25 protein-coding genes are annotated in these 23149 nt (G+C 73.7%); 6 read left to right on the top strand and 19 right to left on the bottom strand.

Annotation, left to right across the window (positions count from 1 at the left end; translation table 11 throughout):
- Nucleotides 1-16: 16 nt before the first annotated feature.
- The 6 genes from EV376_RS16290 to EV376_RS16265 all read right to left on the bottom strand — a co-directional run bounded on the left by EV376_RS16290 (nucleotide 17) and on the right by EV376_RS16265 (nucleotide 4789).
- Nucleotides 17-1057, bottom strand: coding sequence for a zinc-dependent dehydrogenase (locus tag EV376_RS16290; protein WP_130324185.1), 1041 nt, complete (start codon nucleotides 1055-1057; stop codon nucleotides 17-19).
- On the bottom strand, nucleotides 1054-1524 hold the full coding sequence (locus EV376_RS16285) for a PTS sugar transporter subunit IIA (RefSeq protein ID WP_130324183.1): 471 nt from the start codon (nucleotides 1522-1524) through the stop codon (nucleotides 1054-1056). Before EV376_RS16285 ends, EV376_RS16290 begins: the two co-directional genes overlap by 4 nt.
- Nucleotides 1517-1825, bottom strand: coding sequence for a PTS sugar transporter subunit IIB (locus tag EV376_RS16280; RefSeq protein ID WP_130328689.1), 309 nt, complete (start codon nucleotides 1823-1825; stop codon nucleotides 1517-1519). Before EV376_RS16280 ends, EV376_RS16285 begins: the two co-directional genes overlap by 8 nt.
- 5 nt (nucleotides 1826-1830) lie before the next feature.
- Nucleotides 1831-3024 carry a PTS mannitol transporter subunit IIBC gene (gene mtlA / locus EV376_RS16275; protein ID WP_130324181.1) on the bottom strand — a complete coding sequence of 398 codons (1194 nt, stop codon included), beginning with the start codon at nucleotides 3022-3024 and terminating at the stop codon, nucleotides 1831-1833.
- Between the two features lie 62 nt (nucleotides 3025-3086).
- Nucleotides 3087-4031, bottom strand: a complete 945-nt coding sequence (gene pfkB, locus EV376_RS16270) for a 1-phosphofructokinase (protein WP_130324179.1) — start codon at nucleotides 4029-4031, stop codon at nucleotides 3087-3089.
- Nucleotides 4028-4789, bottom strand: coding sequence for a DeoR/GlpR family DNA-binding transcription regulator (locus EV376_RS16265; protein WP_130324177.1), 762 nt, complete (start codon nucleotides 4787-4789; stop codon nucleotides 4028-4030). Before EV376_RS16265 ends, pfkB begins: the two co-directional genes overlap by 4 nt.
- 273 nt (nucleotides 4790-5062) lie before the next feature.
- On the opposite strand from EV376_RS16265, the gene EV376_RS16260 reads away from it, so the two are divergent.
- Nucleotides 5063-5725, top strand: coding sequence for a YceI family protein (locus EV376_RS16260; protein ID WP_130328688.1), 663 nt, complete (start codon nucleotides 5063-5065; stop codon nucleotides 5723-5725).
- A 45-nt stretch (nucleotides 5726-5770) separates the two neighbouring features.
- Here the strand turns inward: EV376_RS16260 and EV376_RS16255 are convergent, their stop codons facing one another.
- Entirely contained in the window at nucleotides 5771-6796 is a 1026-nt protein-coding gene (locus EV376_RS16255; RefSeq protein ID WP_130324175.1) for a 1-aminocyclopropane-1-carboxylate deaminase, read from the bottom strand.
- Between the two features lie 13 nt (nucleotides 6797-6809).
- The gene (locus tag EV376_RS16250) at nucleotides 6810-7466 is read right to left on the bottom strand and encodes a GntR family transcriptional regulator (RefSeq protein ID WP_207228174.1); all 657 of its coding nucleotides are present in this window, start codon (nucleotides 7464-7466) and stop codon (nucleotides 6810-6812) included.
- A 157-nt stretch (nucleotides 7467-7623) separates the two neighbouring features.
- Between EV376_RS16250 and EV376_RS16245 the strand changes: the two genes are divergently transcribed.
- Nucleotides 7624-8154 carry a SigE family RNA polymerase sigma factor gene (locus EV376_RS16245; RefSeq protein ID WP_130324171.1) on the top strand — a complete coding sequence of 177 codons (531 nt, stop codon included), beginning with the start codon at nucleotides 7624-7626 and terminating at the stop codon, nucleotides 8152-8154.
- Complete coding sequence (locus EV376_RS16240; protein WP_130324169.1) at nucleotides 8147-8968, top strand: hypothetical protein; 822 nt, start codon at nucleotides 8147-8149, stop codon at nucleotides 8966-8968. Before EV376_RS16245 ends, EV376_RS16240 begins: the two co-directional genes overlap by 8 nt.
- A 105-nt stretch (nucleotides 8969-9073) precedes the next feature.
- On the opposite strand, the gene EV376_RS16235 is transcribed toward EV376_RS16240, so the two are convergent.
- The 3 genes from EV376_RS16235 to EV376_RS16225 all read right to left on the bottom strand — a co-directional run bounded on the left by EV376_RS16235 (nucleotide 9074) and on the right by EV376_RS16225 (nucleotide 10985).
- Nucleotides 9074-9796, bottom strand: a complete 723-nt coding sequence (locus tag EV376_RS16235; RefSeq protein ID WP_130324167.1) for a hypothetical protein — start codon at nucleotides 9794-9796, stop codon at nucleotides 9074-9076.
- Nucleotides 9797-9937: 141 nt separating this feature from the next.
- A complete protein-coding gene (locus tag EV376_RS16230) occupies nucleotides 9938-10294 on the bottom strand; it encodes a hypothetical protein (protein ID WP_207228172.1) in 357 nt (118 codons plus the stop codon).
- A 55-nt stretch (nucleotides 10295-10349) separates the two neighbouring features.
- Nucleotides 10350-10985 carry a DNA-3-methyladenine glycosylase gene (locus tag EV376_RS16225; RefSeq protein ID WP_130324165.1) on the bottom strand — a complete coding sequence of 212 codons (636 nt, stop codon included), beginning with the start codon at nucleotides 10983-10985 and terminating at the stop codon, nucleotides 10350-10352.
- Nucleotides 10986-11057: 72 nt separating this feature from the next.
- On the opposite strand from EV376_RS16225, the gene EV376_RS16220 reads away from it, so the two are divergent.
- The 3 genes from EV376_RS16220 (at nucleotide 11058) to EV376_RS16210 (ending at nucleotide 14536) form a co-directional block, all read left to right on the top strand.
- Nucleotides 11058-13628 (top strand): AMP-binding protein, encoded by a 2571-nt coding sequence (locus tag EV376_RS16220; RefSeq protein WP_130324163.1) that lies wholly within the window; start codon nucleotides 11058-11060, stop codon nucleotides 13626-13628.
- Between the two features lie 18 nt (nucleotides 13629-13646).
- Nucleotides 13647-14078, top strand: a complete 432-nt coding sequence (locus EV376_RS16215) for a DNA-binding protein (RefSeq protein ID WP_130324161.1) — start codon at nucleotides 13647-13649, stop codon at nucleotides 14076-14078.
- A 104-nt stretch (nucleotides 14079-14182) separates the two neighbouring features.
- A complete protein-coding gene (locus EV376_RS16210) occupies nucleotides 14183-14536 on the top strand; it encodes an MmcQ/YjbR family DNA-binding protein (RefSeq protein ID WP_130324159.1) in 354 nt (117 codons plus the stop codon).
- A 109-nt stretch (nucleotides 14537-14645) separates the two neighbouring features.
- On the opposite strand, the gene argH is transcribed toward EV376_RS16210, so the two are convergent.
- From argH to argC, 8 genes are all read right to left on the bottom strand, one after another.
- The gene (argH, locus tag EV376_RS16205) at nucleotides 14646-16109 is read right to left on the bottom strand and encodes an argininosuccinate lyase (RefSeq protein WP_130328687.1); all 1464 of its coding nucleotides are present in this window, start codon (nucleotides 16107-16109) and stop codon (nucleotides 14646-14648) included.
- Between the two features lie 73 nt (nucleotides 16110-16182).
- A complete protein-coding gene (locus EV376_RS16200; RefSeq protein WP_130324157.1) occupies nucleotides 16183-17394 on the bottom strand; it encodes an argininosuccinate synthase in 1212 nt (403 codons plus the stop codon).
- Nucleotides 17391-17906 (bottom strand): arginine repressor, encoded by a 516-nt coding sequence (locus tag EV376_RS16195; RefSeq protein WP_130324155.1) that lies wholly within the window; start codon nucleotides 17904-17906, stop codon nucleotides 17391-17393. Before EV376_RS16195 ends, EV376_RS16200 begins: the two co-directional genes overlap by 4 nt.
- Complete coding sequence (argF, locus tag EV376_RS16190) at nucleotides 17903-18874, bottom strand: ornithine carbamoyltransferase (protein ID WP_130324153.1); 972 nt, start codon at nucleotides 18872-18874, stop codon at nucleotides 17903-17905. The genes EV376_RS16195 and argF overlap by 4 nt, the downstream gene beginning before the upstream one ends.
- Nucleotides 18871-20100, bottom strand: a complete 1230-nt coding sequence (locus EV376_RS16185; protein ID WP_130324151.1) for an acetylornithine transaminase — start codon at nucleotides 20098-20100, stop codon at nucleotides 18871-18873. Before EV376_RS16185 ends, argF begins: the two co-directional genes overlap by 4 nt.
- The gene (gene argB, locus EV376_RS16180; protein WP_130324149.1) at nucleotides 20097-20978 is read right to left on the bottom strand and encodes an acetylglutamate kinase; all 882 of its coding nucleotides are present in this window, start codon (nucleotides 20976-20978) and stop codon (nucleotides 20097-20099) included. The genes EV376_RS16185 and argB overlap by 4 nt, the downstream gene beginning before the upstream one ends.
- On the bottom strand, nucleotides 20975-22147 hold the full coding sequence (gene argJ / locus EV376_RS16175) for a bifunctional glutamate N-acetyltransferase/amino-acid acetyltransferase ArgJ (protein ID WP_130324147.1): 1173 nt from the start codon (nucleotides 22145-22147) through the stop codon (nucleotides 20975-20977). The genes argB and argJ overlap by 4 nt, the downstream gene beginning before the upstream one ends.
- Nucleotides 22144-23145, bottom strand: a complete 1002-nt coding sequence (gene argC / locus EV376_RS16170; protein WP_130328686.1) for an N-acetyl-gamma-glutamyl-phosphate reductase — start codon at nucleotides 23143-23145, stop codon at nucleotides 22144-22146. Before argC ends, argJ begins: the two co-directional genes overlap by 4 nt.
- Nucleotides 23146-23149: the final 4 nt, after the last annotated feature.

Genomic DNA, 23149 nt, shown 5'->3' with positions numbered 1-23149 from the left:
CCGGGATCCGGGCCGGTCAGGGCTCGATCGTGACTTTGATGCCGGCACCGCGGGCGACGATGTCGAACGCGTCGAGGGCCCGCTCCAGCGGCAGCCGGTCGGTGATCAGGTCGGCGACCGGCACCGCCCCGCTCGCGATGAGCTGCAGCGCCGCCTTGTTGTGCGCGGGGCTGGAGCCGTTGGCGCCGACGATGGTGAGCTCGCGGTAGTGCACCAGGTTCGCGTCGACCGCGATGACCGGCTTGTCCTTCGGCAGGCCGCCGAAGAAGCTGATCCGGCCCTGGCGGCCGACCATCTGCAGCGCCTGCTCCTGCGCCGCGCCGGAGGCGGCCGCGGTGATCACGACGTCGGCGCCGGCGCCGTCGGTCGCCTTGAGCACCGCTTCGACCGGGTCGGTCTCCGCCGCGCAGATCGTGCCGTCCGGCGCGACCAGCGCCGCCGCCAGGTCGAGCCGGTCCCGGTTGAGGTCGACCAGGGTCACCCGGGCGGCGCCGCGCGCCCGTGCGAGCCGTACGTGCAGGCAGCCGATCGGGCCCGAGCCGACGACCACGACGTCGTCGCCCGTCCCGACCCGGGCGAGCTCCTGGCCGTTGAGGACGCACGCCAGCGGCTCGGTCACCGACGCCTCGGCGAAGCTGACGCCGTCCGGGATCCGGCTGAGGCCGTCGACCGCGAGCACCTTGGCCGGCACTACCATGTACTGGGCGAAGCCGCCCTCGTAGTGGTAGCCGATCGACTCCTGGTTGGGACAGACCGTCATCCGGCCGCGGCGGCACTGGTCGCACCGTCCGCACGGGATCGCGGCGATGACCTGGACCCGGTCGCCGGGTCGCCAAACCGCCACGTCGGCGCCGACGTCGGTGATCTCGCCGGCGACCTCGTGGCCCATCACCCGGGGCGGGTCGATGTGGTGGTGGCCGAACCGCCAGATCTTCACGTCGGTGCCGCAGGTGGAGCAGTTCCGGACCCGGATCCGGACCTCGCCCGGCCCCGGTGTGGGTTCGGGTGCCTCCTCGACCCGTACGTCACCGGGGGCGTGGAAGCGGACAACCTTCATCGGTCAATCTCCTCGTCGACGGGCCTGAGCAGGCGGATGATCTCGTCGGCCCCGGTGGCCTCCCGCAGGGCGCGGGCCCGCTCCGGATCGAGCAGGATCTCGGCCAGCTGGGCGAGCAGGGCCACGTGGCCGTCACCGCGGGCGGCGATCGCCACGCAGAGCGCGACCCGCTCGCCGCCCCAGTCCACGCCGGCCGGGAAGCGCAGCACCGCGAGCGCGTCCCGGCGTACGGCGTCCTTGCCGGCGAGGGTTCCGTGCGGGATCGCCACCCCCTCCCCCACGTAGGTCGAGACGGAGCGTTCCCGGGCCAGCATCGCGTCGACGTACGCCGGCTCGACGGCGCCGATCTCGACCAGCACCGCGCCGCTGCGCCGGATCGCGTCGTCCCGGTCGGCGGCCGGCTCGTCGAGGCGGATCGCCCGCCGGTCGAGCAGCGCGGCGAGTTGGCCGGCGGCGACCTCAGCCATCGACCGCACCACCGTTCTTCACGGCGGCGACCACCTTGGCCACCGAGGGATCGCCGACGAACACCTGGAACGGCACGATGACCTTCCCGGGTGCGACCGCCCGGGCCCGGGCGGCGAGCCCGGCGTGCACGACGACCACGTCCGCGTCGGCGGGAATGTGCTCGACGGGGGTGTGTTCGACCGCCACCGAGTGCTTGCTGAGCTGCTTGCGGAGCTGGCTGGCGAGCATCACGCTGCTGCCCATCCCGGCGTCGCAGGCGATCACGATCTTGCGGATGTCGGTTCCCTGAATGGTGGCCATGTCCCTCATGCCTCCGAGCCTGTGGTGGGGATACGGGTGCCGGTGGTCTGCCGCGGCAGGTCCGCGGTGTCGCCGGCCGTGCCGGCCGCGACCTCCGCGTCGCCGCCGATCGTCGCGTCGCCGCCGGCCGTCGTGTCGTCCGCTTCCTCGCCGTTGAGCCGGCCGAAGCCGAGCAGCGCCGCGGCCACGACGAACGAGACCGCCGCGGCGATGAGGACACCGAGGACGACCCCGAACCAGCCGCCGCGCGGCGTGACGGCGGCGTAGGCGAAGATGCTGCCGGGCGAGGGGGTGGCGACCAGTCCGGCGCCGGTGATCATGAAGGTGCCGACACCGGCCGCGCCGCCGGCGATCATCGCGAGGATGAGGCGCGGCTTCATCAGCACGTACGGGAAGTAGATCTCGTGGATGCCGCCGAGGAACTGGATGATGATCGCGGCCGGCACGGTGGGGCGCAGCGTACGGGGCCCGAAGAACAGGAAGGCCAGGAGCAGCCCGAGCCCGGGGCCGGGGTTGGACTCGATCATGAAGAGGATCGACTTGCCGGTCTCGGCGGCCTGCGCGACGCCCAGCGGGCCGAGCACGCCGTGGTTGATCGCGTTGTTGAGGAAGAGCACCTTCGCCGGCTCGACCAGGACGGACGCAACCGGGAGCAGGTTGTTCGTGACCAGCCAGTCGACGCCGTCGCCGGCGAGGTCGGTGAACGACCGGACCACCGGGCCGATCACCCAGACACCGACCAGCGCCATGCCGCCGCCGATGATGCCGGCGGAGAAGTTGTTGACGAGCATCTCGAACCCGGCCCGGACCCGGTCCTCGATGGCCTCGTCGAAGAGCTTCAGCAGGTACGCGGTCAGCGGGCCGATCAGCATCGCGCCGAGGAACATCGGCACGTCGCTGCCGACCACGATGCCCATCGTGGCGACGGCGCCGACGACCGCTCCGCGCTGGCCGTGCACCAGCCGGCCGCCGGTGTACCCGATCAGCACCGGTAGCAGCACGGTGATCATCGGGCCGACGAGTTCGGCGAGGGTCTCGTTCGGTATCCAACCGGTGGGGATGAACAGCGCGGTGATCAGGCCCCAGGCGATGAACGCGCCGATGTTGGGCATGACCATGCCGGCCAGGTGGCCGCCGATCCGCTGGATCCGGGCCTTGACGCCGGTTCCCGTGACGGCGGGGGTGTAGTCCGTGGCCATGGGAGGGCCTCCTGTTCGACTGCCGGCCGGAGGGCCGGTGGAGGGGGTGGTGAGGTCGTCGGTCAGTCCCTTGTGAGCAGGTGCCGGACCAGGTCCGGCCGGTGTTCGATGTGGACGTGGTCGCGGTGCAGGTCGCCGGGGCCGGGCATCCGGCTGCCCGGCAGGCTGACCGCCGCCGCGCCCCAGGCGAGGCCCTCGGCGAGTGCTTCGCCGCCGGCGGCACCGGCGGCCAGGAAGCCGGCGAGCAGGGCGTCGCCGGCGCCGACGTTGCTGCGCCGCTCGGCGACCGGTGCGGTGCCGGTGACCACACCGTCGTCGTCGACCAGGACCGCGCCGTCCGCGCCCAGGCTGGCCAGCACCGCCCGGGCGCCCAGCGCGCGCAGTTGCCGGGCGGCGGCGACGACATCCGGCGTGGAGTCGACGGCCTGCCCGGTGGCCTGGGCGAGCTCCTCCCGGTTGGGCTTGAGCAGCCACGCTCCCGCGGCCGCCGCCGCGACCAGCGCCGGGCCGCTGGTGTCGACGGCCAGCCGGACCCCCGCGCCGAGCAGCCGGCGGCACAGCTCGCTGAAGTCGTCGGCCGTCAGCGACGGCGGGTTGCTGCCGCACACCACGACCCAGTCGGCCGTGCCGGAGGCGGACAGGACCACCTCGACGACCGCGGCCAGCTCGGCGGCGGAGAGCGCCGGCCCCGGTTCGTTGATCTTCGTGATGGTGCCGTCCGGCTCGGCGAGCGTGATGTTGGACCGGGTCCGCCCGGCGATCGGCACGGCGACCATGGGTACGCCCTCGGCCGCCAGCAGCCGGACCAGCTGTTCGCCCTCCGGGCCGCCGCAGGGGATGACGGCCCGCGACGGCACGTCGTTGGCGAGCAGCGCCCGTGACACGTTGACGCCCTTGCCGCCGGGGTCGAGATGCGCGGACGCCGCCCGCAGGACCGCGCCGCGCTCCAGCGACTCGACGGCGACGGCCCGGTCCAGGCTCGGGTTGAGGGTGACGGTGAGGATCATGCCCGGATCACCTCCGGGCCGGCGTGCTGCAGTTCAGCGGCGGCCGCGGTGCTCAGCCCGGTGTCGGTGACGACGAGGTCGACGTCCGCGAGCCGGCCGAACCGGGCCAGGTAGTCGTTGCCGAACTTCGTGTGGTCGGCCAGCAGCACGGTGCGCCGGGCCGAGGCGATCATCGCCCGTTTCACGGCGGCCTCGGCGGGATCCGGCGTGGTGAGCCCCCGCTCGACCGAGCAGCCGTTGGTCGCCATGAAGGCCACGTCGACGTACATCTGGGACAGCGCCTGAAGGGCCCAGTCGTCGACCGTCGCCATGGTCCGGCCCCGTACCCGACCGCCGAGCATGATCACGTTGAGGTTGGGTCGGGCGGCCAGCAGGGTCGCCAGCGGCGGCGCGTTGACGATCACCGTCAGCTCCCGCTCCGCGGTCAGCGCCTGGGCCAGCCGTCCGGTGGTCGAGCCGGCGTCGATGATGATCGCCCCCTCCTCCGGGACCTCGGCGAGGGCCGCCTTGGCGATGCGCTCCTTCTCCGCGGTCCGCACCGCGTCCCGGGCGGCGAGGGCCGGCTCGAACCCGAGCCGCTCGACCGGAATGGCACCCCCGTGCACCCGGCGCAGCACCCCGGCGCGTTCGAGCGCGGTCAGGTCCCGCCGGATGGTCTCGCTGGTCACCGCCAGGTCCTCGGCCAGAACCATCACGTCGACGCGTCCCTGGGCGCGAGCCCTGCGCAGGATCTCCTGCTGCCGTTCCTCGGCGTACATCGCTTGGTTTCACCGCCGTTTCGATTTGGCTTCCCCTTTGTTTACGCCCGTTTATGTGGGACGTCAAGAGGTGCGGCGGATCATTCCGCTGGCTCCGCCCGTCGGCGGCACCGACGGCCGGAGCGTGCCCGCCGTCACTTCCGTCCCATCTGCGGGCGGGGCCGCCACGCTGGCCTTTCTATGCTGATCACGCGGGCTCCGGCCGGGGGGACGGCGGTCGCGGCACGCGGGCGGGGGGCCCGCGGGGAGAAAGTTCGGGGGGATGGCATGACCATGACCGACTCGGCCACCCGGTCGTGGAACGGCGTCACGATTCCGGCGGCGGGCATCTACCTACTCGACCGGGCGCACAAGCGGGTCGGTTTCGAGGCCCGGCACATGATGGTCAGCCTCGTCCGGGGCGAGTTCGACGAGGCGACGGCGGAGATCCACGTGGCCGACGATCCGCTGCTGTCGACGGTGACCGCGACCATCCAGGCGGGCAGCATCCACACCGCCAACGCCGACCGGGACACCCACCTGAAGAGCGCCGACTTCCTGGACGTGGAGCGGTTTCCGGAACTGCGCTACCGGAGCACCGGCATCACCTGGCTCGACGACGCCGATCCGATCTTCTTCTGGGCACGGCTGCGCGGCAACCGGCTCGGCCGGGGAACCGGGCAGGTCGCGCCGCCGGCTCCGGCTGACAAGACGCGGTTCGTGATCCACGGGGAGTTGACGGTGAAGGGCACTACCCGCCCGGTCGACCTCCGGGCGGAGTTCGGCGGTGCCCGCCGCGACCCGTACGGCCAGGACATCTTCGGCTTCAACGCGACGGCGGAAATCGATCGCGAGGACTACGGCCTGGTCTGGAACGTGCCGCTGGACAGCGGCGGCGTGCTGGTGGGGCGGACGGTGCGCATCGAGCTGGCCGGCGAGGCGATCCGGCAGCCCTGACCGAGGGCCGGCCCGGCCGGCCAGAACGCGGCCGGGCGCGACCGCTCAGGAGAACAGCGCGCTGTAGCCGTTGAGGGCGGGCTGACCGCCGAGGTGCGCGTACAGCACCGTCGAGTCCCGGCCGATCTCGCCGCTGGTGACCAGGTCGATGAGGCCGGCCATGGACTTGCCCTCGTACACCGGGTCGGTGACCATCCCCTCGGTGCGCGCGGCCGTGCGCATCGCGTCGAGCGTGCGCTCGTCCGGGATGCCGTACGTGCCGGCGTGGTAGCGGTCGTCGAGGATGATCTCGTCGTCGGCCACCGGACGGTCGAGCCCGACGAGGTCGGCCGTGGCCCGGGCGATCCGGGCGACCTGGTCCCAGGTCTCCCGGGGCTTGGCGGAACCGTCGACGCCGATGACCCGGCGGGGCCGCCCGCCGGCCGCCGCCAGGGCCGCGAAGCCGGCGACCATGCCGGCCTGGGTGCTGCCGGTCACCGAGCAGACGACCACGGTGTCGAAGAAGACCCCGAGCTCACGCTCCTGCTCGGCCACCTCGTACGCCCACCGGGCGAAGCCGAGACCGCCGAGCCGGTGGTCGGAGGCGCCGGCCGGGATGGCGTACGGCTTGCCGCCGGCCTCCTCGATTTCCCGGAGCGCCGCCTGCCAGCTCTCCTTGAAGCCGATGCCGAAGCCGGCCCGCACCAGCCGCACGTCCGCGCCGGCCAGCCGGGACAGCAGGATGTTGCCGACCTTGTCGTAGCCGGCGTCCGGCCAGTCCACCCAGCTCTCCTGGACCAGGACGCAGCGCAGCCCCGCCCGGGCCGCCACCGCGGCGACCTGCCGGGTGTGGTTGGACTGCACTCCACCGATCGACACCAGCGTGTCGCAGCCCCGCGCCAGCGCGTCGGCGACCAGGTACTCCAGCTTGCGGGTCTTGTTGCCGCCGTACGCGATGCCGGAGTTGCAGTCCTCCCGCTTCGCCCAGAGCTCGGCGCCGGCGAGGTGCGCCGTGAGCCGCTCCAGCGGGTGCACCGGGGAGCGACCGAAGAGCAGCGGGTAGCGGGGGAAGGCATCGAGCGCGGGGGTCATGGCGTCTCCTCAGCTAGTCGTCGTGCGGGCCGGCCGGCAGGATGCCGTCGAGGCTGGACCAGATGGTGGCGGTGATCCCCGCGGCCGCGTCCGCGTCGCCGGCCGCGCAGGCCCCGATCAGCGCGTCGTGCCGGGCGATCGACGCCTCCCCCGGCCCGGCCCCGAACCGCTGCCGCTCAAGCCGGCGGATCAGCGGCGTGTAGCGCTCGACCGTGGCGGCGACCGCCCGGTTGCCGCCGGCCCGCACGAGCACGTCGTGCAGCCGGTCGTCGGCGGTCAGAGCGGCTTCCACGTCGCCGGAGCGCACCGCCCGGGCGAACTCGGCGTTGGCCGCGCGCATCGCGTCGACGTCCTCCGGGCGCAGCCGGTGCACCGCCGACCGGGCCGCCACCTCGTGCATCGTCCGTACGACGACCAGGGCGTCGCGGACGTCCCGCAGGATCAGCGGAGTCACCCGGGTGTGGCTCTGCGGCTTGGACTCGACCAGCCCCTCGTCGGCGAGCCGGGCGAGCGCCTCCCGGACCGGCGCCCGGGAGAAGCCCAGCTGCTCGGCGAGGTCCCGGTCGCGGACGACCTGGCCGGGTGCGAGCGTCCCGGCGACGATCGCGGCCCTGATCGCGGCGTACGCCTGGTCGCGCAGGAGGGTCCGGCCGAGCGGCTTGAGGTCCACAACTGACATGTTAGATGTCAATTTCCGGCTGGCCAAGCCCTGGCGCACCCTTGTCCGAACCGGTGCAACCGAGCCGCCGGGTCGGGCGTCATCCCCGGTGTCAGGCCGACCGCGCCCGCCGGCCCGGCTCGAAGGGCCGAAACGGGAAGGGGATCTCATGCCGGACACCGACACCGCCGCCCGGTTGACCGAGGACGCGTCGGGCTCCTTCGACGCGTTCTACCGGGCGACCCGGCAGCGGCTCTTCGAGTTCCTCTACGCGCTGACCGGAAACGCCGCGGAGGCCCAGGACGTGCTGCACGAGGCGTACGCCCGGGCCTGGCAACGGTGGTCGACCGTACGCGAGTGCGACTCGCCCGAGGCGTGGATGCGTACCGTCGCCCGCCGGATCGCGGTGAGCCGGTGGCGACGGGCCCGCAACGCGTTCACCGCCCACCGTCGCGCCGGTCCCCCGGGTGACCTGCCGGGCCCCAACCCGGACAGCGTCGCGCTCGTCACCGCGCTCGCCCGGCTGCCCGTCGAGCAACGCACCGCCATCGTGCTGCACCACCTCTGCGACCTGCCGGTCGCGGCCGTCGCCCGGGAGACCCAGGCACCGGAGGGCACGGTCAAGGCCCGGCTGGCGCGCGGCCGACGTGCCCTCGCCGGCCTGCTCAGCATCAACCTCGAGGAGGAGAGCCATGTCTGACCAGCTCGATGGGCTCTTCGCCGGTGTGCGCGGCGTGCGGCCCCCGGCCGACTTCGCACCGCCCGAGCAGGTGCGACGGCGCGGCCGGCAGCGGACACGGCGCACGGCGATCGGCGCGGGAGCCGGCGTGCTCGCCGTCACGACCGCAGCCGCCGGCCTCGGCGCGGGCCTGCCGTCGCGGCCCGACAGTGTGGCGCCCCCGGGCGGACCGACCCGGACCGCCACGGCTCCGAGCCCGACCGCCACGGCACCCGACCCGACCGCCAGCCCGACCCCGTCGGCCTCGGTGCGCACCCCGGCGGCCCGGGTGCTCCAGCCGGGCGACCTCGGCCCCGGCAGGTGGCAGCCCTTCGAGGCGGAGCAGATCGACAACCCGGACCGGTGGTTCTGGGGCTTCTGGGAGGGGCTCTGCCCGGCGTACGAGACCGGCGCGTTCCCCTCGCTGCGCTACCAGATCCGGATCGACACCGCCGCCTACCGGGCCGGGCGCGACAACAGCGCCTTCCAGATCGTCGAGAACTACCCCGGGTGGGCCGAGCAGAACCTGGCCGACGTGCGCGCGGTCATCGACCGGTGCGGAGAGCCCTCGGTGAACACGCCGGGCCTGCGGGTGTCGGTCGTGGGCAACGGGATCGCCGGCGACGAGTCGCTGCTCGTCCGGCAGGAACAGACGCCGGCAGGCGACGACGAACCGGTGATCACCTACATCGCCGTCGTCCGGGTCGGGGACGACGTGGCCACGGTCCGGGCGTACCCCTCGGACCCGGACCGGGTACGCGACCTCGCCGAGCGGGCCGCCGCCCGACTGCGCTGAGCGCACCGCGCCGGGACCGGCCGGTTGCCACCCGGTCCCGGCGCGAACCGGACCGCCTCCGTCATCACCGCGCTCCGGGGTCCCCGGGCGGTCACCCGTCGACGGTCAGGCGCTGGTGGCGAAGTAGACCCCGGTCAGTTTTCCACCGACCCCGCCCGTCGTGGTCGAGTCAGGCGTGGGATAGCTGCCGATCAGCTCGACCTTGTAGTAGGGGTGCCCCTGGGCGAGCGTCTTGACCACCGGCACCGGGGCGTACCAGTCGCTGAATTTGCCCGGCATCGAGGTGAAGTGCTGCCACGCGGTGCTGCGTGGCAACGCCGGATCGTGGGTCCAGTTGACAGTCTCCGTGTGCTGGAACGGCGTCCACAGCTGCGTCCACGGGCCGTTGGCGCTGCCGCCACCGTGGACGACCGCCTTGAGGGTCATGCGATGCATCACCCAGTGCATGAAGTACTTCAGGGTGCGATGCGAGCTGTTGGCCGCCACGACCGTGTGCACGCGCACTTCTACGTTGGGATGAAACTCCGGTGACGCGCCGGAGTTGCGTGCCCAGCGCAGGGTGTGGCTGGTGTTCCACGGCGCGGGGCCAGGGCAGTCCGGCTTGGCGTTGCCGGTGCCCCAGGTCGGGCTCCCCACGAACGCCCAGCCGGAGGTGTCCAGTTTGAGCTTTCCGCTGACGACCTTGCTGAACCAGGGATTGGCGATCAGGTTGTCCGCCGGCAACGGCGCCACCTGGTAGTTCGCGAACGCCGGCGATGCCGGCAACACCCCGGCAGCCGCGCCTGCGGCGACGGCCAGAGCCGCTCGCCGCGACAGCCTGATGTCCATCCTCAGCCCCAAATCGTCAAGCCGCGTTCAGATCGACTGCTACCTATATGCATTGCTGCTCGATCTTAAGGGAGAAAGGATGCGAATCCTAGCCACTCCCGCGGCCGGGTCGTAGCGTGACCGGCCGCCTGCGGGCGCTGGTCACTGCCCGTCACCGTCGTCGTCGGACTGCGAAGACCTGATGCTGATCAGCCGCTCGAGTGCCTTCTCGCCGGTGAGGAGGACGGCGCACAGCACGGCCACCGTACCCGGGACGAACACGAGCAGGTCACTGATGCGCTCCCACGCGGCGGGGCTCCAGATGGCCACCCAGGTCAGCACGAGCGTGAGAGCCGTCGCGGACTCGCCGATCAGGCTCACCAGGCCGGCGAAAACCGCGCCTCGACGGTGTCGCTGAACGAAGCGCTTGGACAGGTGGAAGTCGATGCCGAAGGCGATCAGCAGCAGGGCGAAGACCGAGAGCAGCAGGCCGAGATCGTCGGCGGTCAGTTCGCGCATCCGCTCACTATCGCGCCTGGAACACCCCCGTGCGGCGCTTTGCCCGGCCCTCGGCTCAGGTGCGCCGACGGGGGACGTGGCGGCGGTAGCTGCTCACCGTCGGATCGTCGGTGATCCAGAACCGCCACGGCACGTCGTGCGCGCCGGTCACGCCGACCCGCGGGCCCGCGCTGACCGACTCCGGCGCCACCGGCTCGGCCGGCGGCCGCAGCCGGACCGGGCCGTCCCCGAGCAGGTAGCGGCCGTACCCGGTCTTGTCGATCCCGAGCGCCGCGCAGAGGCGGGCCGGTCCGCGCGCGAGGTCCACGTCCCGGCGTACGGCGGTGCGCCGGGCCCGGGCCACGTCGAGGCCGTCGACCACCTCGCCGGCCCGCAGCAGCACCGCCGACGCCTCCCCGTCCGGCCCGGTCACCACGTTCATGCACCAGTGCATGCCGTAGGTGAAGTACACGTAGGCGTGCCCCGCCGGGCCGAACATCACCGCGTTGCGGGGCGTACAGCCCCGGTGGGCGTGCGAGGCCGGGTCGCCGGCCGTGCCCGCGTACGCCTCGACCTCGGTGATCCGGACGGTGACCCCGCCGGCGGAGAGCCGGGCGCCGAGCAGGCCGCGGGCCGCCGGCACGACCGGGCCGGCGAGCAGCTCGGCCAGGCGCGCGGGATCATCCAACCGTCGTTCCGGGTACGCCACCACGGCAGCGACCCTATCCGGCCGTGACGCGGGTCGCTCGGCACTAGGGATTAGGGCAGGCTTACCTTAGGCTTGGTGCCCGTGACTCCCCCGTCCTCCCTGCTCCCGGCCGTCAAGGCGGTGCCGTTCGTCCGCGACCTGGCCGCCCACGGGGACCGACCCGCGATCGTGACCCGGGACGGGGAGATCACGTACGCCGACCTCGCCGGGCGGGTCGCGCGGACCGCCGAGCGGCTCGGCGTCGGCCGCCGGCTGGTGCTGGTCGTCGGCGCGAACTCGGTCGACTCGCTGGTGGCGTACCTGGCCGCGCTGCACGCCGGCCACCCGGTCCTGCTGGTCCCGGGCGGCCACGACGCCGCCCTCGCCGGCCTGGTCGAGGCGTACGACCCGGACGTGCTGGTCGCCCCGGCCACCGCGGGCTGGCGGGTCGAGCACCGCCGGGCGGCGTCCGCACACGACCTGCACCCGGACCTGGCGCTGCTGCTGTCCACCTCCGGCTCGACCGGCTCGCCGAAGCTGGTCCGGCTGTCGCACACCAACCTCCAGGCCAACGCGGAGGCGATCGGCGAGTACCTGGGCATCCGGGACACCGACCGGGCCGCCACCAGCCTGCCGCTGCACTACTGCTACGGCCTGTCGGTGGTCAACAGCCACCTGGCCCGGGGTGCCGCGCTGGTGCTGACCGACCTGTCGGTCGCCGACGCCTGCTTCTGGGACCTGTTCCGGGAGGCCCGGGCCACCACGTTCGCCGGGGTGCCGTACACCTTCGACCTGCTGGACCGGGTCGGTTTCGCCGCCCTGGACCTGCCGCACCTGCGCTACGTCACCCAGGCCGGCGGCCGGCTCGCCCCGGAGCGGGTGCGCCGCTACGCCGAGCTGGGCCGGCGCGGCGGTTGGGACCTGTTCGTCATGTACGGGCAGACCGAGGCGACCGCGCGGATGGCGTACCTCCCGCCGGACCTGGCGCTCGACCACCCGGCGGCGATCGGCGTGCCGGTGCCCGGCGGCGCGTTCCGGCTCGCCCCGGTCGCCGACCAGCCGGACCCGGAGGTCGGCGAGCTGGTCTACGCCGGGCCGAACGTCATGCTCGGGTACGCCCACTCCCCCGCCGACCTGGCGCTCGGGCGCACCGTCGACGAACTGCACACCGGCGACCTGGCCCGGCGTACCCCGGACGGCCTGTGGGAGATCGTCGGCCGGCGCAGCCGGTTCGCCAAGATCCTCGGGCTGCGGGTCGACCCGCAGCAGGTCGAGGCGCTGCTGGCCGCGCACGATGTCACCGCGACCTGCGTCGGCGGTGACGACGAGCTGATCGTGGCGGTGGTCGGCGCCGGTGATCCGCGCCGGATCCGCCGCCTGGTGGCCGACGAGGTGGGGCTGCCCCCGCGCGCCGTGCGGGTGCTGCCGCTGGCCGAGCTGCCCCGGCTGGCCACCGGCAAGCCCGACCTGGTGGCGCTGCGCGCGCTGGCCGCCGCCGAGGTGGAGCCCGAGCCCCCGACCGCCGCCGCCGGTGATCTCTGCCGGCTGTACGCGCAGGTGCTCGACCGCACCGACGTCACACCCGACCTGAGCTTCGTCGACCTGGGCGGCGACTCCCTGTCGTACGTGGAGATGTCGGTGCGGCTGGAGCAGGAGCTGGGTCACCTGCCGGCGAACTGGCACACCCTGCCGATCGCGGAGCTGCGCGCCGCCGCCGGCGCTCGACCGCCGCGCTCCGGCGGACCCCGCCGGCGGCGGGCCCTGGAGACCAGCGTGGCGCTGCGGGCGGTGGCGATCCTGCTGATCGTCGGCTCGCACATCCCGCTGTTCACCATCACCGGTGGGGCGCACCTGCTGCTGGCGGTGGCCGGCTTCAACTTCGCCCGGTTCCAGCTCACCGACGCCGGCCGGCGCGACCGGCTGCGGCAGGTCGGCGCGAGCCTGCTGCGCGTCGTGCTGCCCACCGTCGCCTGGATCGGCGCGGTGATGCTGCTCAGCGACCAGTACAAGCTGAGCACCTTGCTGCTGGTCAACAGCGTCCTGCGGCCGGACGACGCCCCGCACGGCTGGCACTTCTGGTTCATCGAGGCGATCGTCTACCTGCTGGTGGGGTTGGCGGCGCTGCTCGGGCTGCGCCGGGTCGACCGCTGGGAGCGGCGGCACCCGTTCGCGTTCCCGCTCGGGCTGACCGCGCTCGCGCTGCTCGGCCGGTATGACGTGTTCGGCCTGGACGCCCGCTACGACCTACCGGCGGCGCTGGTCGCCGGTTGGCTGTTCACGCTCGGCTGGGCGGCGGCCCGGGCCGGCGGGGTGCGCCAACGCCTGCTGGTGACGGCCGCCGCGGTCCTGACCGTGCCGGGCTTCTTCGGGCAGCCCGCGCGGGAGGCGGTGATCGTGGCCGGCTTCGCCCTGCTGACGTGGCTGCCGACCGTGCCGAGCCTCGGCGTGGTCAACAAGGTGGCCGGGGTGCTCGCCGCCGGGTCGCTCTACATCTACCTGACGCACTGGCAGGTGTACCCGCACCTGAGGGACCTGCCGCTGGTCGCCCTCGCGGCGTCGCTCGCGGTGGGGCTCGGGTACGCGGCCCTGGTCAACCGCACCTGGCGCTGGGTGGCGAGCCGCCGGGGCCGAAGCCCTTTCAATAATTTGTTGAAAACGTTGCGTTGACATGATTGGGTCGGTGGCATGACCGACTCCACCGTCACGCCCGACAGCTTCACCGCGCCGGACGCCTCCCGCGCCCGCGCCGAACGCACCTACGCGGCCCTGCACCGCATCGCCGAGCGGCACGCCGGCACCGAAACCCGTCGCCGCCGGCACACCAACCCCTACCTGCCGGACACGTACGAGGCCGTCGCGCTGGTCACCGCGCTCGCCGCCGGAGGGGCGCAGCCCGAACCCGACGAGGAACCGGTCGACGAGGCCGACCTGGTCGCCGCCCTCACCCTCGTGCCGCACCTGCGCGCCGAGGTCGACACGATGGAGGCGGGGCTGCTCGCCCTGGCCCGCGCCCGCGGGCTGACCTGGCAGGCGATCGCCTTCGGCCTGGGGTTGGGCAGCGCGCAGGCCGCCAAGCAGCGCTACGAACGGCTCTCCGCCCGCACCGCACCCGACTGAGCGTTCCGATCCTCCGCCAGACATGATCGGATGACATCCTGGCCGGTCAATCGGCCGGTACCTGCTGAGCGGACGTCGACGAGGACAGAGGGTCGGGAGGGGCGATGGAGCGCGAGGAGATGCGGGCGTACTGCCTGGGCAAGCCGGGGGCGTGGCTGGACCAGCCGTGGGAGGGCGACGAGGTGGTGAAGGTCGGCAGCCGGATCTTCGCCTTCCTCGGGTCGGCCGACGGCGAGGCCCGGATCGGCCTGAAGTGCGGCCCCAACCGGGAGGCCGCCGACGAGTGGATCCACCGGTTCCCCGACCAGGCGCGCCCCTCGCCGTACATCGGCCGCTCCGGCTGGAACACCCTGCGCCTGGACGGCGACATCCCGGACGACGAGCTGACCGAGGCCGTCGACGCCTCCTACGACGCGGTGGTGGCCAAGCTCCCGAAACGCGAACGCCCCCACGCCTGAGCAAGGAGCAACCTCGGGGAAACTGCTGCCTCGGCCGCCGCTGAGGCAGCAGTTTCCCCGAGGTTGTGCGGCGGGCGGCGGGCGGCGCTCGCGGCGGGCGGCGGGGCGGTCAGCGGGGGACGACCTGCTCGGCGGCCCATTCCTTCCAGCCGGCGAGCTTGTCGGCGGCGGCGGCGAGCTGGTCGGCCACCGGGCCCGGACCGGTCGAGCCGGGCGTCGTGCGGGCCGCGAGCGCGGAGCGGACCGAGAGCACGTCCCGCACACTCGGGTCGAGGTGCTCACTGACCGCGGCGAGGTCGTCGTCGGACACCTCGTCCAGCGCGCAGTCCCGGGCCACGCAGAGCGCCACCAGCTTGCCGGTGATCTCGTGCGCGTCGCGGAACGGCACCCCGCTGCGGACCAGCCAGTCGGCCACCTCGGTGGCGAGCGAGAAACCCACCGGCGCGGAGGCGACCAGGCGGTCCACCCGCACCGTCATCGTGGAGATCATCCCCGCGAGGGCCGGCAGCAGCAGCTCAAGGGTGTCGACCGCGTCGAACGCCGGCTCCTTGTCCTCCTGCATGTCCCGGTCGTACGTCATCGGCAGGCCCTTGAGCATGGTGAGCACGCTCATCAGGCCACCGACCAGCCGGCCGGACTTGCCCCGGGCCAGCTCGGCGATGTCCGCGTTCTTCTTCTGCGGCATGATCGACGACCCGGTGGCGAAGGCGTCGTCCAGCTCCACCCAGCCGAACTCCTGGGACGTCCACAGCACCACCTCCTCGCCGAGGCGGGACAGGTGCACGCCGATCAGCGCGGTGACGAAGAGGAACTCGGCCACGAAGTCCCGGTCGGCGACCGCGTCCATGGAGTTGGCGAAGGACGTGCGGAAGCCGAGCTCCTTGGCGACCGCCACCGGGTCCAGCGGCAGGCCGGAGCCGGCCAGGGCGCCCGCGCCGAGCGGGCTGATCGCGGTGCGGTGATCCCAGTCGCGCAGCCGCTCCAGGTCGCGCAGCAGCGGCTGCACGTGGGCGAGCAGCCAGTGCCCGAAGGTGACCGGCTGGGCGTGCTGCGCGTGCGTCATGCCCGGCGCGGCCGTGTCGACGTGCCGCTCGGCCTGCTCGACCAGCGCCTCCGCCAGCTCGACCAGGCGCGCGGCCACGCCACGGGCGTGATCGCGCAGGTAGAGCCGCAGGTCGGTGGCGACCTGATCGTTGCGGGAACGCCCGGCGCGCAGCTTGCCGCCGAGACTGCCGAGCCGCTCCAGCAGCCCGCGCTCCAGCGCGGTGTGCACGTCCTCGTCGTCCACTGTGGGCCGGAACGCCCCGGAGGCGCAGGCCGCCTCCAGGTCGTCCAGCGCGGCCAGGATCCGCCCCAGCTCCTCCGGGTCGAGCAGGCCGGCGCCGGCCAGGACCCGGGCGTGCGCCCGGGAGCCGGCGATGTCGTACGGGGCCAGTCGCCAGTCGAACTGCACGCTCACCGAGAGCCGCGCGAGGGCCTCGGCGGGACCGCCGGCGAAGCGACCGCCCCACAGGCTCGTCCGGTTGGCGGCGGCGCTGTTCTCCGTCAGGCTCTTGTCGTCCACCCCGCCCATTGTGGCAGCGTTCATCCTTCGCTCCCCACCCCGGGGCTCACCCGCCGCGCTCGCCCACCCCTTCCGCTCGCGGTCAAGACCGCGCCCCGCCAAACCGGGCGTCCCGCGCGGCGCTCATCTTGCTGGGCAGACCCCACAGCTGCACGAAGCCCTTGGCGAGCGACTGGTCGAAGGTGTCGCCGGTGTCGTAGGTGGCCAGGCCGAAGTCGTACAGGCTGGCCTCGGAGCGCCGGCCGGTGACGGTGGCGCGCCCGCCGTGCAGGGTGAGCCGCACCTCGCCGGAGACGTGCCGCTGGGCGTCGTCGATGAACGCGTCCAGCGCGTCCTTCAGCGGGGAGAACCACAGGCCGTCGTAGACGAGCTCGCCCCAGCGCTGGTCCACGGTCCGCTTGAACCGGGCGAGGTCCCGCTCGACGGTGACCGCCTCCAGCTCCTGGTGGGCGGTGATGAGGGCGATCGCGCCCGGCGCCTCGTACACCTCGCGGCTCTTGATGCCGACCAGCCGGTCCTCCACCATGTCCAGCCGGCCCACGCCCTGGGCCCCGGCGCGCCGGTTCAGCTCCAGGATCGCCTGGTACGGGGTGACCGTCTCACCGTCGATCGCCACCGGGTTGCCGCCGTCGAAGGTGATCACAACCTCGTCGGCGTCCCGCTGCTCGGCCGGGTCCGCGGTGTAGGAGTACAGGTCCTCGATCGGGCCGTTCCAGATGTCCTCCAGGAAGCCCGTCTCCACGGCCCGGCCCCACAGGTTCTGGTCGATCGAGTACGGCGACTTCGCCGTCACGTCGATCGGCAGGCCCTTCTCCTCGGCGAAGGCGATGGCCTTGTCGCGGGTCCAGGCGAAGTCCCGGGCCGGCGCGATGATCTTCAGGTCGGGGGCGAGCGCGCCCAGGCCGACCTCGAAGCGGACCTGGTCGTTGCCCTTGCCCGTGCAGCCGTGCGACACGATCGTTCCGCCGTGCTTCTTCGCCGCCGCGACCAGGTGCTTGACGATCAGCGGCCGGGACAGCGCCGAGACCAGCGGGTAGCGGTCCATGTAGAGGGCGTTGGCCCGGACGGCCGGCAGGCAGTAGTCGGCGGCGAACTCGTCGCGCGCGTCGACCACCTCGGACTCGACCGCCCCGCAGTCCAGCGCGCGCTGCCGGATGACCGCCAGGTCCTCGCCACCCTGGCCGAGGTCGACCGCGACCGCGATCACCTCGGCGCCGGTCTGCTCGGCCAGGTACGGGATGGCGACGGAGGTGTCCAGCCCTCCGGAGTACGCAAGGACGACCCGCTCGGTCATGGTGTGGTGCTCCCTTCAACGTTCTCTTCGCGGCGGGCCCAGCCGGCGAGCTTGTCGCCGAGCGCGGCACCGCCATCGGCCTCGCGGGCCACGACGAGGATGGTGTCGTCGCCGGCGATCGTGCCGACGACCTCGGGCAGGCCCGCTCGGTCCAACGCGCTGGCCAGGTAGTGGGCTGCGCCCGGCGGGGTGCGCAGCACGGCGATGTTGCCGCTGGCGTCGACCCCGTTGAGCAGCTCGTGCAGCAGCCGCACGAGGCGCGCCGGCGCGGTCTCGGCCTCGCGCAGCGGGCGGTGGCCGTCCTCCGGGATGAGGTAGACGGCGCGGCCGTCGCCACCGCGTGCGGTCACCGCGCCCAACTCCTTGAGGTCCCGGGAGAGGGTGGCCTGGGTGACCTGGATGCCCTCGCCGGCCAGCAGGTCGGCCAGCTCGGTCTGCGAGTGGATCGCCCGGTCGCGGATCAACTCGACGATGCGGCCGTGGCGGGCGGCACGGGTCAGCGGGGCGGTCATGTCGTCTCCCTGGTGGTGGCGGCCGGCGCCACCACGTCCGGAGCCGGTACGGCCCCGAGGAGGAACGTCAGCAGCGCCTTCTGGGCGTGCAGCCGATTCTCCGCCTGGTCGAAGACCGCGCTCCGCGGGCCGTCGAGCACCTCGTCGGTGATCTCCTCGCCGCGGTGCGCGGGCAGGCAGTGCAGCACGATCGCCTGCGGCGCGGCGTGCGCGAGCAGCCCGGCGTTCACCTGGTACGGCAGGAACGGCGTGATCCGGTCGAGCCCGTCGGACTCCTGCCCCATCGAGGTCCAGGTGTCGGTGGCGACCACGTCGGCGCCGCGTACCGCCTCGACCGGGTCGGTGTGGGCGCGGACCGACCCGCCGGTGCCGGTGGCGATCTTCTCGGCCCGGGCGAAGACCTCGGGGTCGGGATCGAAGCCGGCCGGCCCGGCGACCCGGACGTGCATGCCGGCGGTCGCCCCGGCCAGCAGGTACGAGTGCGCCATGTTGTTCGCCGCGTCCCCGACGTACGCCAGGGTGCGCCCGGCGGTGCCGCCCAGGCGCTCCCGGACGGTGAGCAGGTCGGCCAGGAGCTGGCAGGGGTGGTAGGTGTCGGTGAGCGCGTTCACCACCGGCACGGTGGCGTGCGCGGCGACCTCGGCGATCCGGTCGTCGCCTTGGGTGCGCAGCACGATCGCCGCGACGTAGCGGGACAGCACCCGTCCGGCGTCGGCGAGGGTCTCGCCCCGCCCGAAGTGGGTGACCTGGGTGTCCACCACGAGCGGATGCCCGCCCAGCTCGGCGATGCCGGCGTCGAAGGAGATCCGGGTGCGCAGGCTCTGCTTGTCGAAGAGCACCGCCACCGACCGGGGCCCGGCCAGGGGCCGGTACGCGAACCGGTCCGCCTTCATCCGGGCGGCGAGGTCGAGCACGCTCGCCTGCTCGGCGGGCGTGAGGTCGTCGTCGCGCAGGAAGTGGCGGGTCATGCGCGGGCCTCCGGGCTGGTCGCGGTGGTCGGCGTCGGGGCGGCGGCGGCCGGCGCGACGGCCGGGACGGCGGCGTCGAGGGCGGCCGGCAGGGCGGCCAGGAACGCGTCGACCTGCGCGGCGGTGAGGATCAGTGGCGGGGCGAGCCGGATCACGCCGGGCTGCACCGCGTTGACCAGGAAACCGGCTTCGCGCAACGCTTCGGCGGCGACCGCCGCGACCGGCGCGGTCAGCACGATCCCGAGCAGCAGCCCGGCGCCCCGGACGCCCCCGACCAGCGGGTGGCCGAGCGCCTCGACACCGCGGCGCAGCCGCTCGCCGACCCGCTTGACGTGGTCCAGCAGCCCTTCGCTGGCGATCGTGGCGACCACCGCGAGGGCGGCGGCGCAGCTGACCGGGTTGCCGCCGAAGGTCGTGCCGTGCGAGCCGGGACGCAGCAGGTCGGCGGCGGCGCCGAAGGCGACGCAGGCGCCCAGCGGGAGGCCGCCGCCGAGCCCCTTGGCCAGGGTGACCACGTCCGGCTCGACACCGTCGGCCTGGTGGGCGAACCAGTGCCCGGTCCGACCCACGCCGGTCTGCACCTCGTCGAGCACCAGCAGCGCGCCGTGCCGGGCGGTGATCCGTCGGGCCGCCGCGAGGTAGCCCGACGGCGGGACGACGACGCCGTTCTCGCCCTGGATCGGCTCCAGGATCACCATGGCGGTGGCGTCGGTGACCGCCGCCTCCAGCGCGGCGGCGTCGCCGTACCCGACGTGCGTGACGTCGCCGGGCAGCGGCCGGAACGGGTCCGCCTTGGCCGGCTGGCCGGTGAGCGCCAGGGCGCCCATCGTCCGGCCATGGAAGGCGCCGTGGGCGGCCACCACGTGGGTGCGGCCGGTGAGCCGGGAGAGCTTGAAGGCCGCCTCGTTCGCCTCGGCGCCCGAGTTGGCGAGAAACACGCGACCGGGCCGGCCGGCGAGCGCGAGCAGCAGCTCCGCGAGCGCCACCGGCGGCTCGGCGACGTACAGGTTGGAGACGTGGCCCAGCGTGGCGACCTGCCGGGACACGGCGGCGACGACGGCCGGGTGGGCGTGGCCGAGGGCGTTGACGGCGATGCCGCCGAGCAGGTCCACGTACTCCCGGCCGGCCTCGTCGACCACGACGGCGCCGGACCCGCCGACCAGCGCCAGCGGCGGCGTGCCGTAGTTGTCCATCATGGACTGCTGCCAGCGTTGGACCAGCGTCATGACGGGATCACCATCGTTCCGAAGCCTTCCGACGTGAACACTTCCAGCAGCGTGGAGTGGGCGACCCGGCCGTCGACGACGTGCGCGGCCGGCACTCCCCCGTGCACGGCCCGCAGGCAGGCCTCCATCTTCGGGACCATGCCCGCCTCCAGGGCCGGCAGCAGCTTCGCCAGGTCGTCCGTGGTGATCTCGCTGACCAGGCTGGACGTGTCCGGCCAGTCGGCGTAGAGGCCCGGCACGTCGGTCAGCACGACCAGCTTGCGGGCCTGCAGGGCGACCGCGAGGGCCGCCGCGGCGGTGTCCGCGTTGAGGTTGTGCAGCACTCCGTCCGCGTCCGGCGCCACCGTCGAGATGACCGGGATCCGGCCGGCCGCGATCAGGTCGGTGACGGCCGAGACGTCCACCGACTCCACGTCGCCGACCTGGCCGACGTCGACCGGCCGCCCGTCGACGTACGCCGGCCGCCGGACGGCGGTGAACAGGCCGGCGTCCTCGCCGGAGAGGCCGACGGCGAACGGCCCGTGGGCGTTGATCAGCCCGACCAGTTCCCGGCCGACCTGGCCGACCAGCACCATCCGGACCACGTCCATCGCCTCGGGCGTGGTGACCCGCAGGCCGCCCCGGAACTCGCTGTCGATGCCGAGCCGGCCCAGCATGGCCGAGATCTGCGGGCCGCCGCCGTGCACCACGACCGGCTTGAGGCCGGCGTAGCGGAGGAACACCATGTCGGCGGCGAACGCCTTCTGCAGCTCGGGGTCGACCATGGCGTTGCCGCCGTACTTGACGACGACGGTCGAGCCGGAGAAACGGGCCAGCCAGGGCAGCGCCTCGATCAGCGTGGCGGCCTTGGCCTGGGCGCGGGCGAGGTCGGTGGTCACGTCGAGTACGCCGAGTTCTCGTGCACGTACGCGTGCGACAGGTCGTTGGTCCAGATCGTCGCCGCCGCGTCGCCGGCGTGCAGGTCGATGCGGATGGTGACGTCCCGCCCGCCCAGGTCGACCTTCGACCGGTCCTCGGCGGCGGCGCCGCCCCGGCACACCCACACGCCGTTCACCGCCACGTCGACCGCGTCCGGCTCGAACCGGGCGGCGGTGGTGCCGACCGCGGCCAGGATGCGGCCCCAGTTCGGGTCGTTGCCGAACAGGGCGGTCTTCACCAGGTTGTTGCGCGCCACGCTGCGCCCCACCTCGACGGCGTCGTCCTCGCCGGCCGCGCCGACGACGTCGATCGCGATCTGCTTGGTGGCGCCCTCCGCGTCGGCGATCAGCTGCTGCGCGAGGTCGTGGCAGGCCGCGGTGACCGCGGCGGTCAGCTCGGCGGCGCTGGGCTCGATGCCGCTCGCGCCGCTGGCCAGCAGCAGCACCGTGTCGTTGGTGGACATGCACCCGTCGGAGTCGATCCGGTCGAACGTGACCCGGCAGGCGGAGCGCAGCGCCGCGTCCAGGACGTCCGGGCCGGCCACCGCGTCGGTGGTGAGGACGCAGAGCATCGTCGCCAGCGCCGGGGCGAGCATGCCGGCGCCCTTGGCCATCCCGCCCACGGTCCAGCCGCTGCCGTGGGCGATCGTGTTCTTCGGCCGGGTGTCGGTGGTCATGATGGCCCGGGCGGCGGCCGGCCCGCCGTCGCGGCCGAGCGCCCGGGCGGCGGCGCGCACGCCGGGCAGCAGCCGGTCCATCGGCAGGCGCTCGCCGATCAGGCCGGTGGAGCAGACGGCGACGTCGCCGGCGGCGAGGATCAGCCGGGGGTTGGTCGCGGTCAGCGCCGCCGCGGTGTGCTCGGCGGTGGCGTGGGTGTCCTGGAAGCCGCCCGGGCCGGTGCAGGCGTTGGCCCCGCCGGAGTTGAGCACCACGGCGCGCACCACGCCGCCGTGGACGACCTGCTGCGTCCAGAGCACCGGCGCGGCCTTGACCCGGTTGGCCGTGAAGACGCCGGCCACCCCGGCGTCCGGGCCGTCGTTGACGACGAGGGCGACGTCGGACGCGTCGCCGGTCTTCAGCCCGGCGGCCACACCGGCCGCCCGGAACCCCCGCGGGGCGGTGACACTCATGGCGCGACTCCCCAGACGGACAGGCCCGTCGTCTCCGGCAGGCCGAACATGATGTTGGCGTTCTGCACGGCCTGGCCGGCCGCGCCCTTGCCGAGGTTGTCCAGCGCGCTCACCACGATCGTTCGGCGCGAGTCGACGTCGACGGTGGCCTGCAGGTGGCAGGAGTTGGAACCGAGGGTGGCGGCGGTGTGCGGCCACCGCCCCTCCGGCAGCACGTGCACGAACGGTGCGTCCGCGTACGCCTCCGCGAGCACCGCCTGCGGATCGACGCCCCGCGCCGGCACGGCGGTCACCGTGGCGAGGATGCCGCGGGGCATCGGCGCGAGCAGCGGGGTGAACGACAGGCTGGTCGCGCCGGTGGCCTGCTTGATCTCCGGGACGTGCTGGTGCGCGCCGACGCGGTAGGGCGACAGGTCGCCCATGACCTCGCTGGCGAGCAGGTGCGGCTTGGCGACGCGCCCGGCGCCGGAGGTGCCGGAGGCGGCGACCACCACCACGTCCTCCGGCCGGGCCGCGCCGGCGGCGATCAGCGGCGCGAGCGCCAGGATGATCGTCGCGGCGTAGCAGCCGGTGTTCGCCACCCGGGTCGAGCCGGCGATCAGCGCGCGCTGGCCGGGCAGCTCCGGCAGGCCGTAGGTCCACTGCCCGGCATGGCTGCCGCCGTAGTAGTTCGCCCAGTCGTACGGGTCGGCGAGGCGGTGATCGGCGCCGAGGTCGACGACGCGCACCTCGGGCGGCAGCTGCGCGGCGAGCGCCGCCGACTGGCCGTGCGGCAGGGCGAGGAAGACCAGGTCCGCGTCGGCCAGGGTGGCCGGGTCGGTCTGGGCCAGCACCAGGTCCAGCCCGGTGAGGTGCGGGTGTACGGCGTCCAGCCGGTGCCCGGCCTGGCTGTGCGCGGTGGCGGCGACCAGGTCGAACTCCGGATGCCCGGCGACCAGGCGCAGCAGCTCGCCCCCGGCGTAGCCACTCGCCCCGGCGACCGCGACCCGGATACCCATACTC

The sequence above is a fragment of the Micromonospora sp. CNZ295 genome, assembly GCF_004217535.1.
Note: the sequence above shows the minus strand (reverse complement) of the source record. Positions and strands in the feature narration are given on the sequence as shown.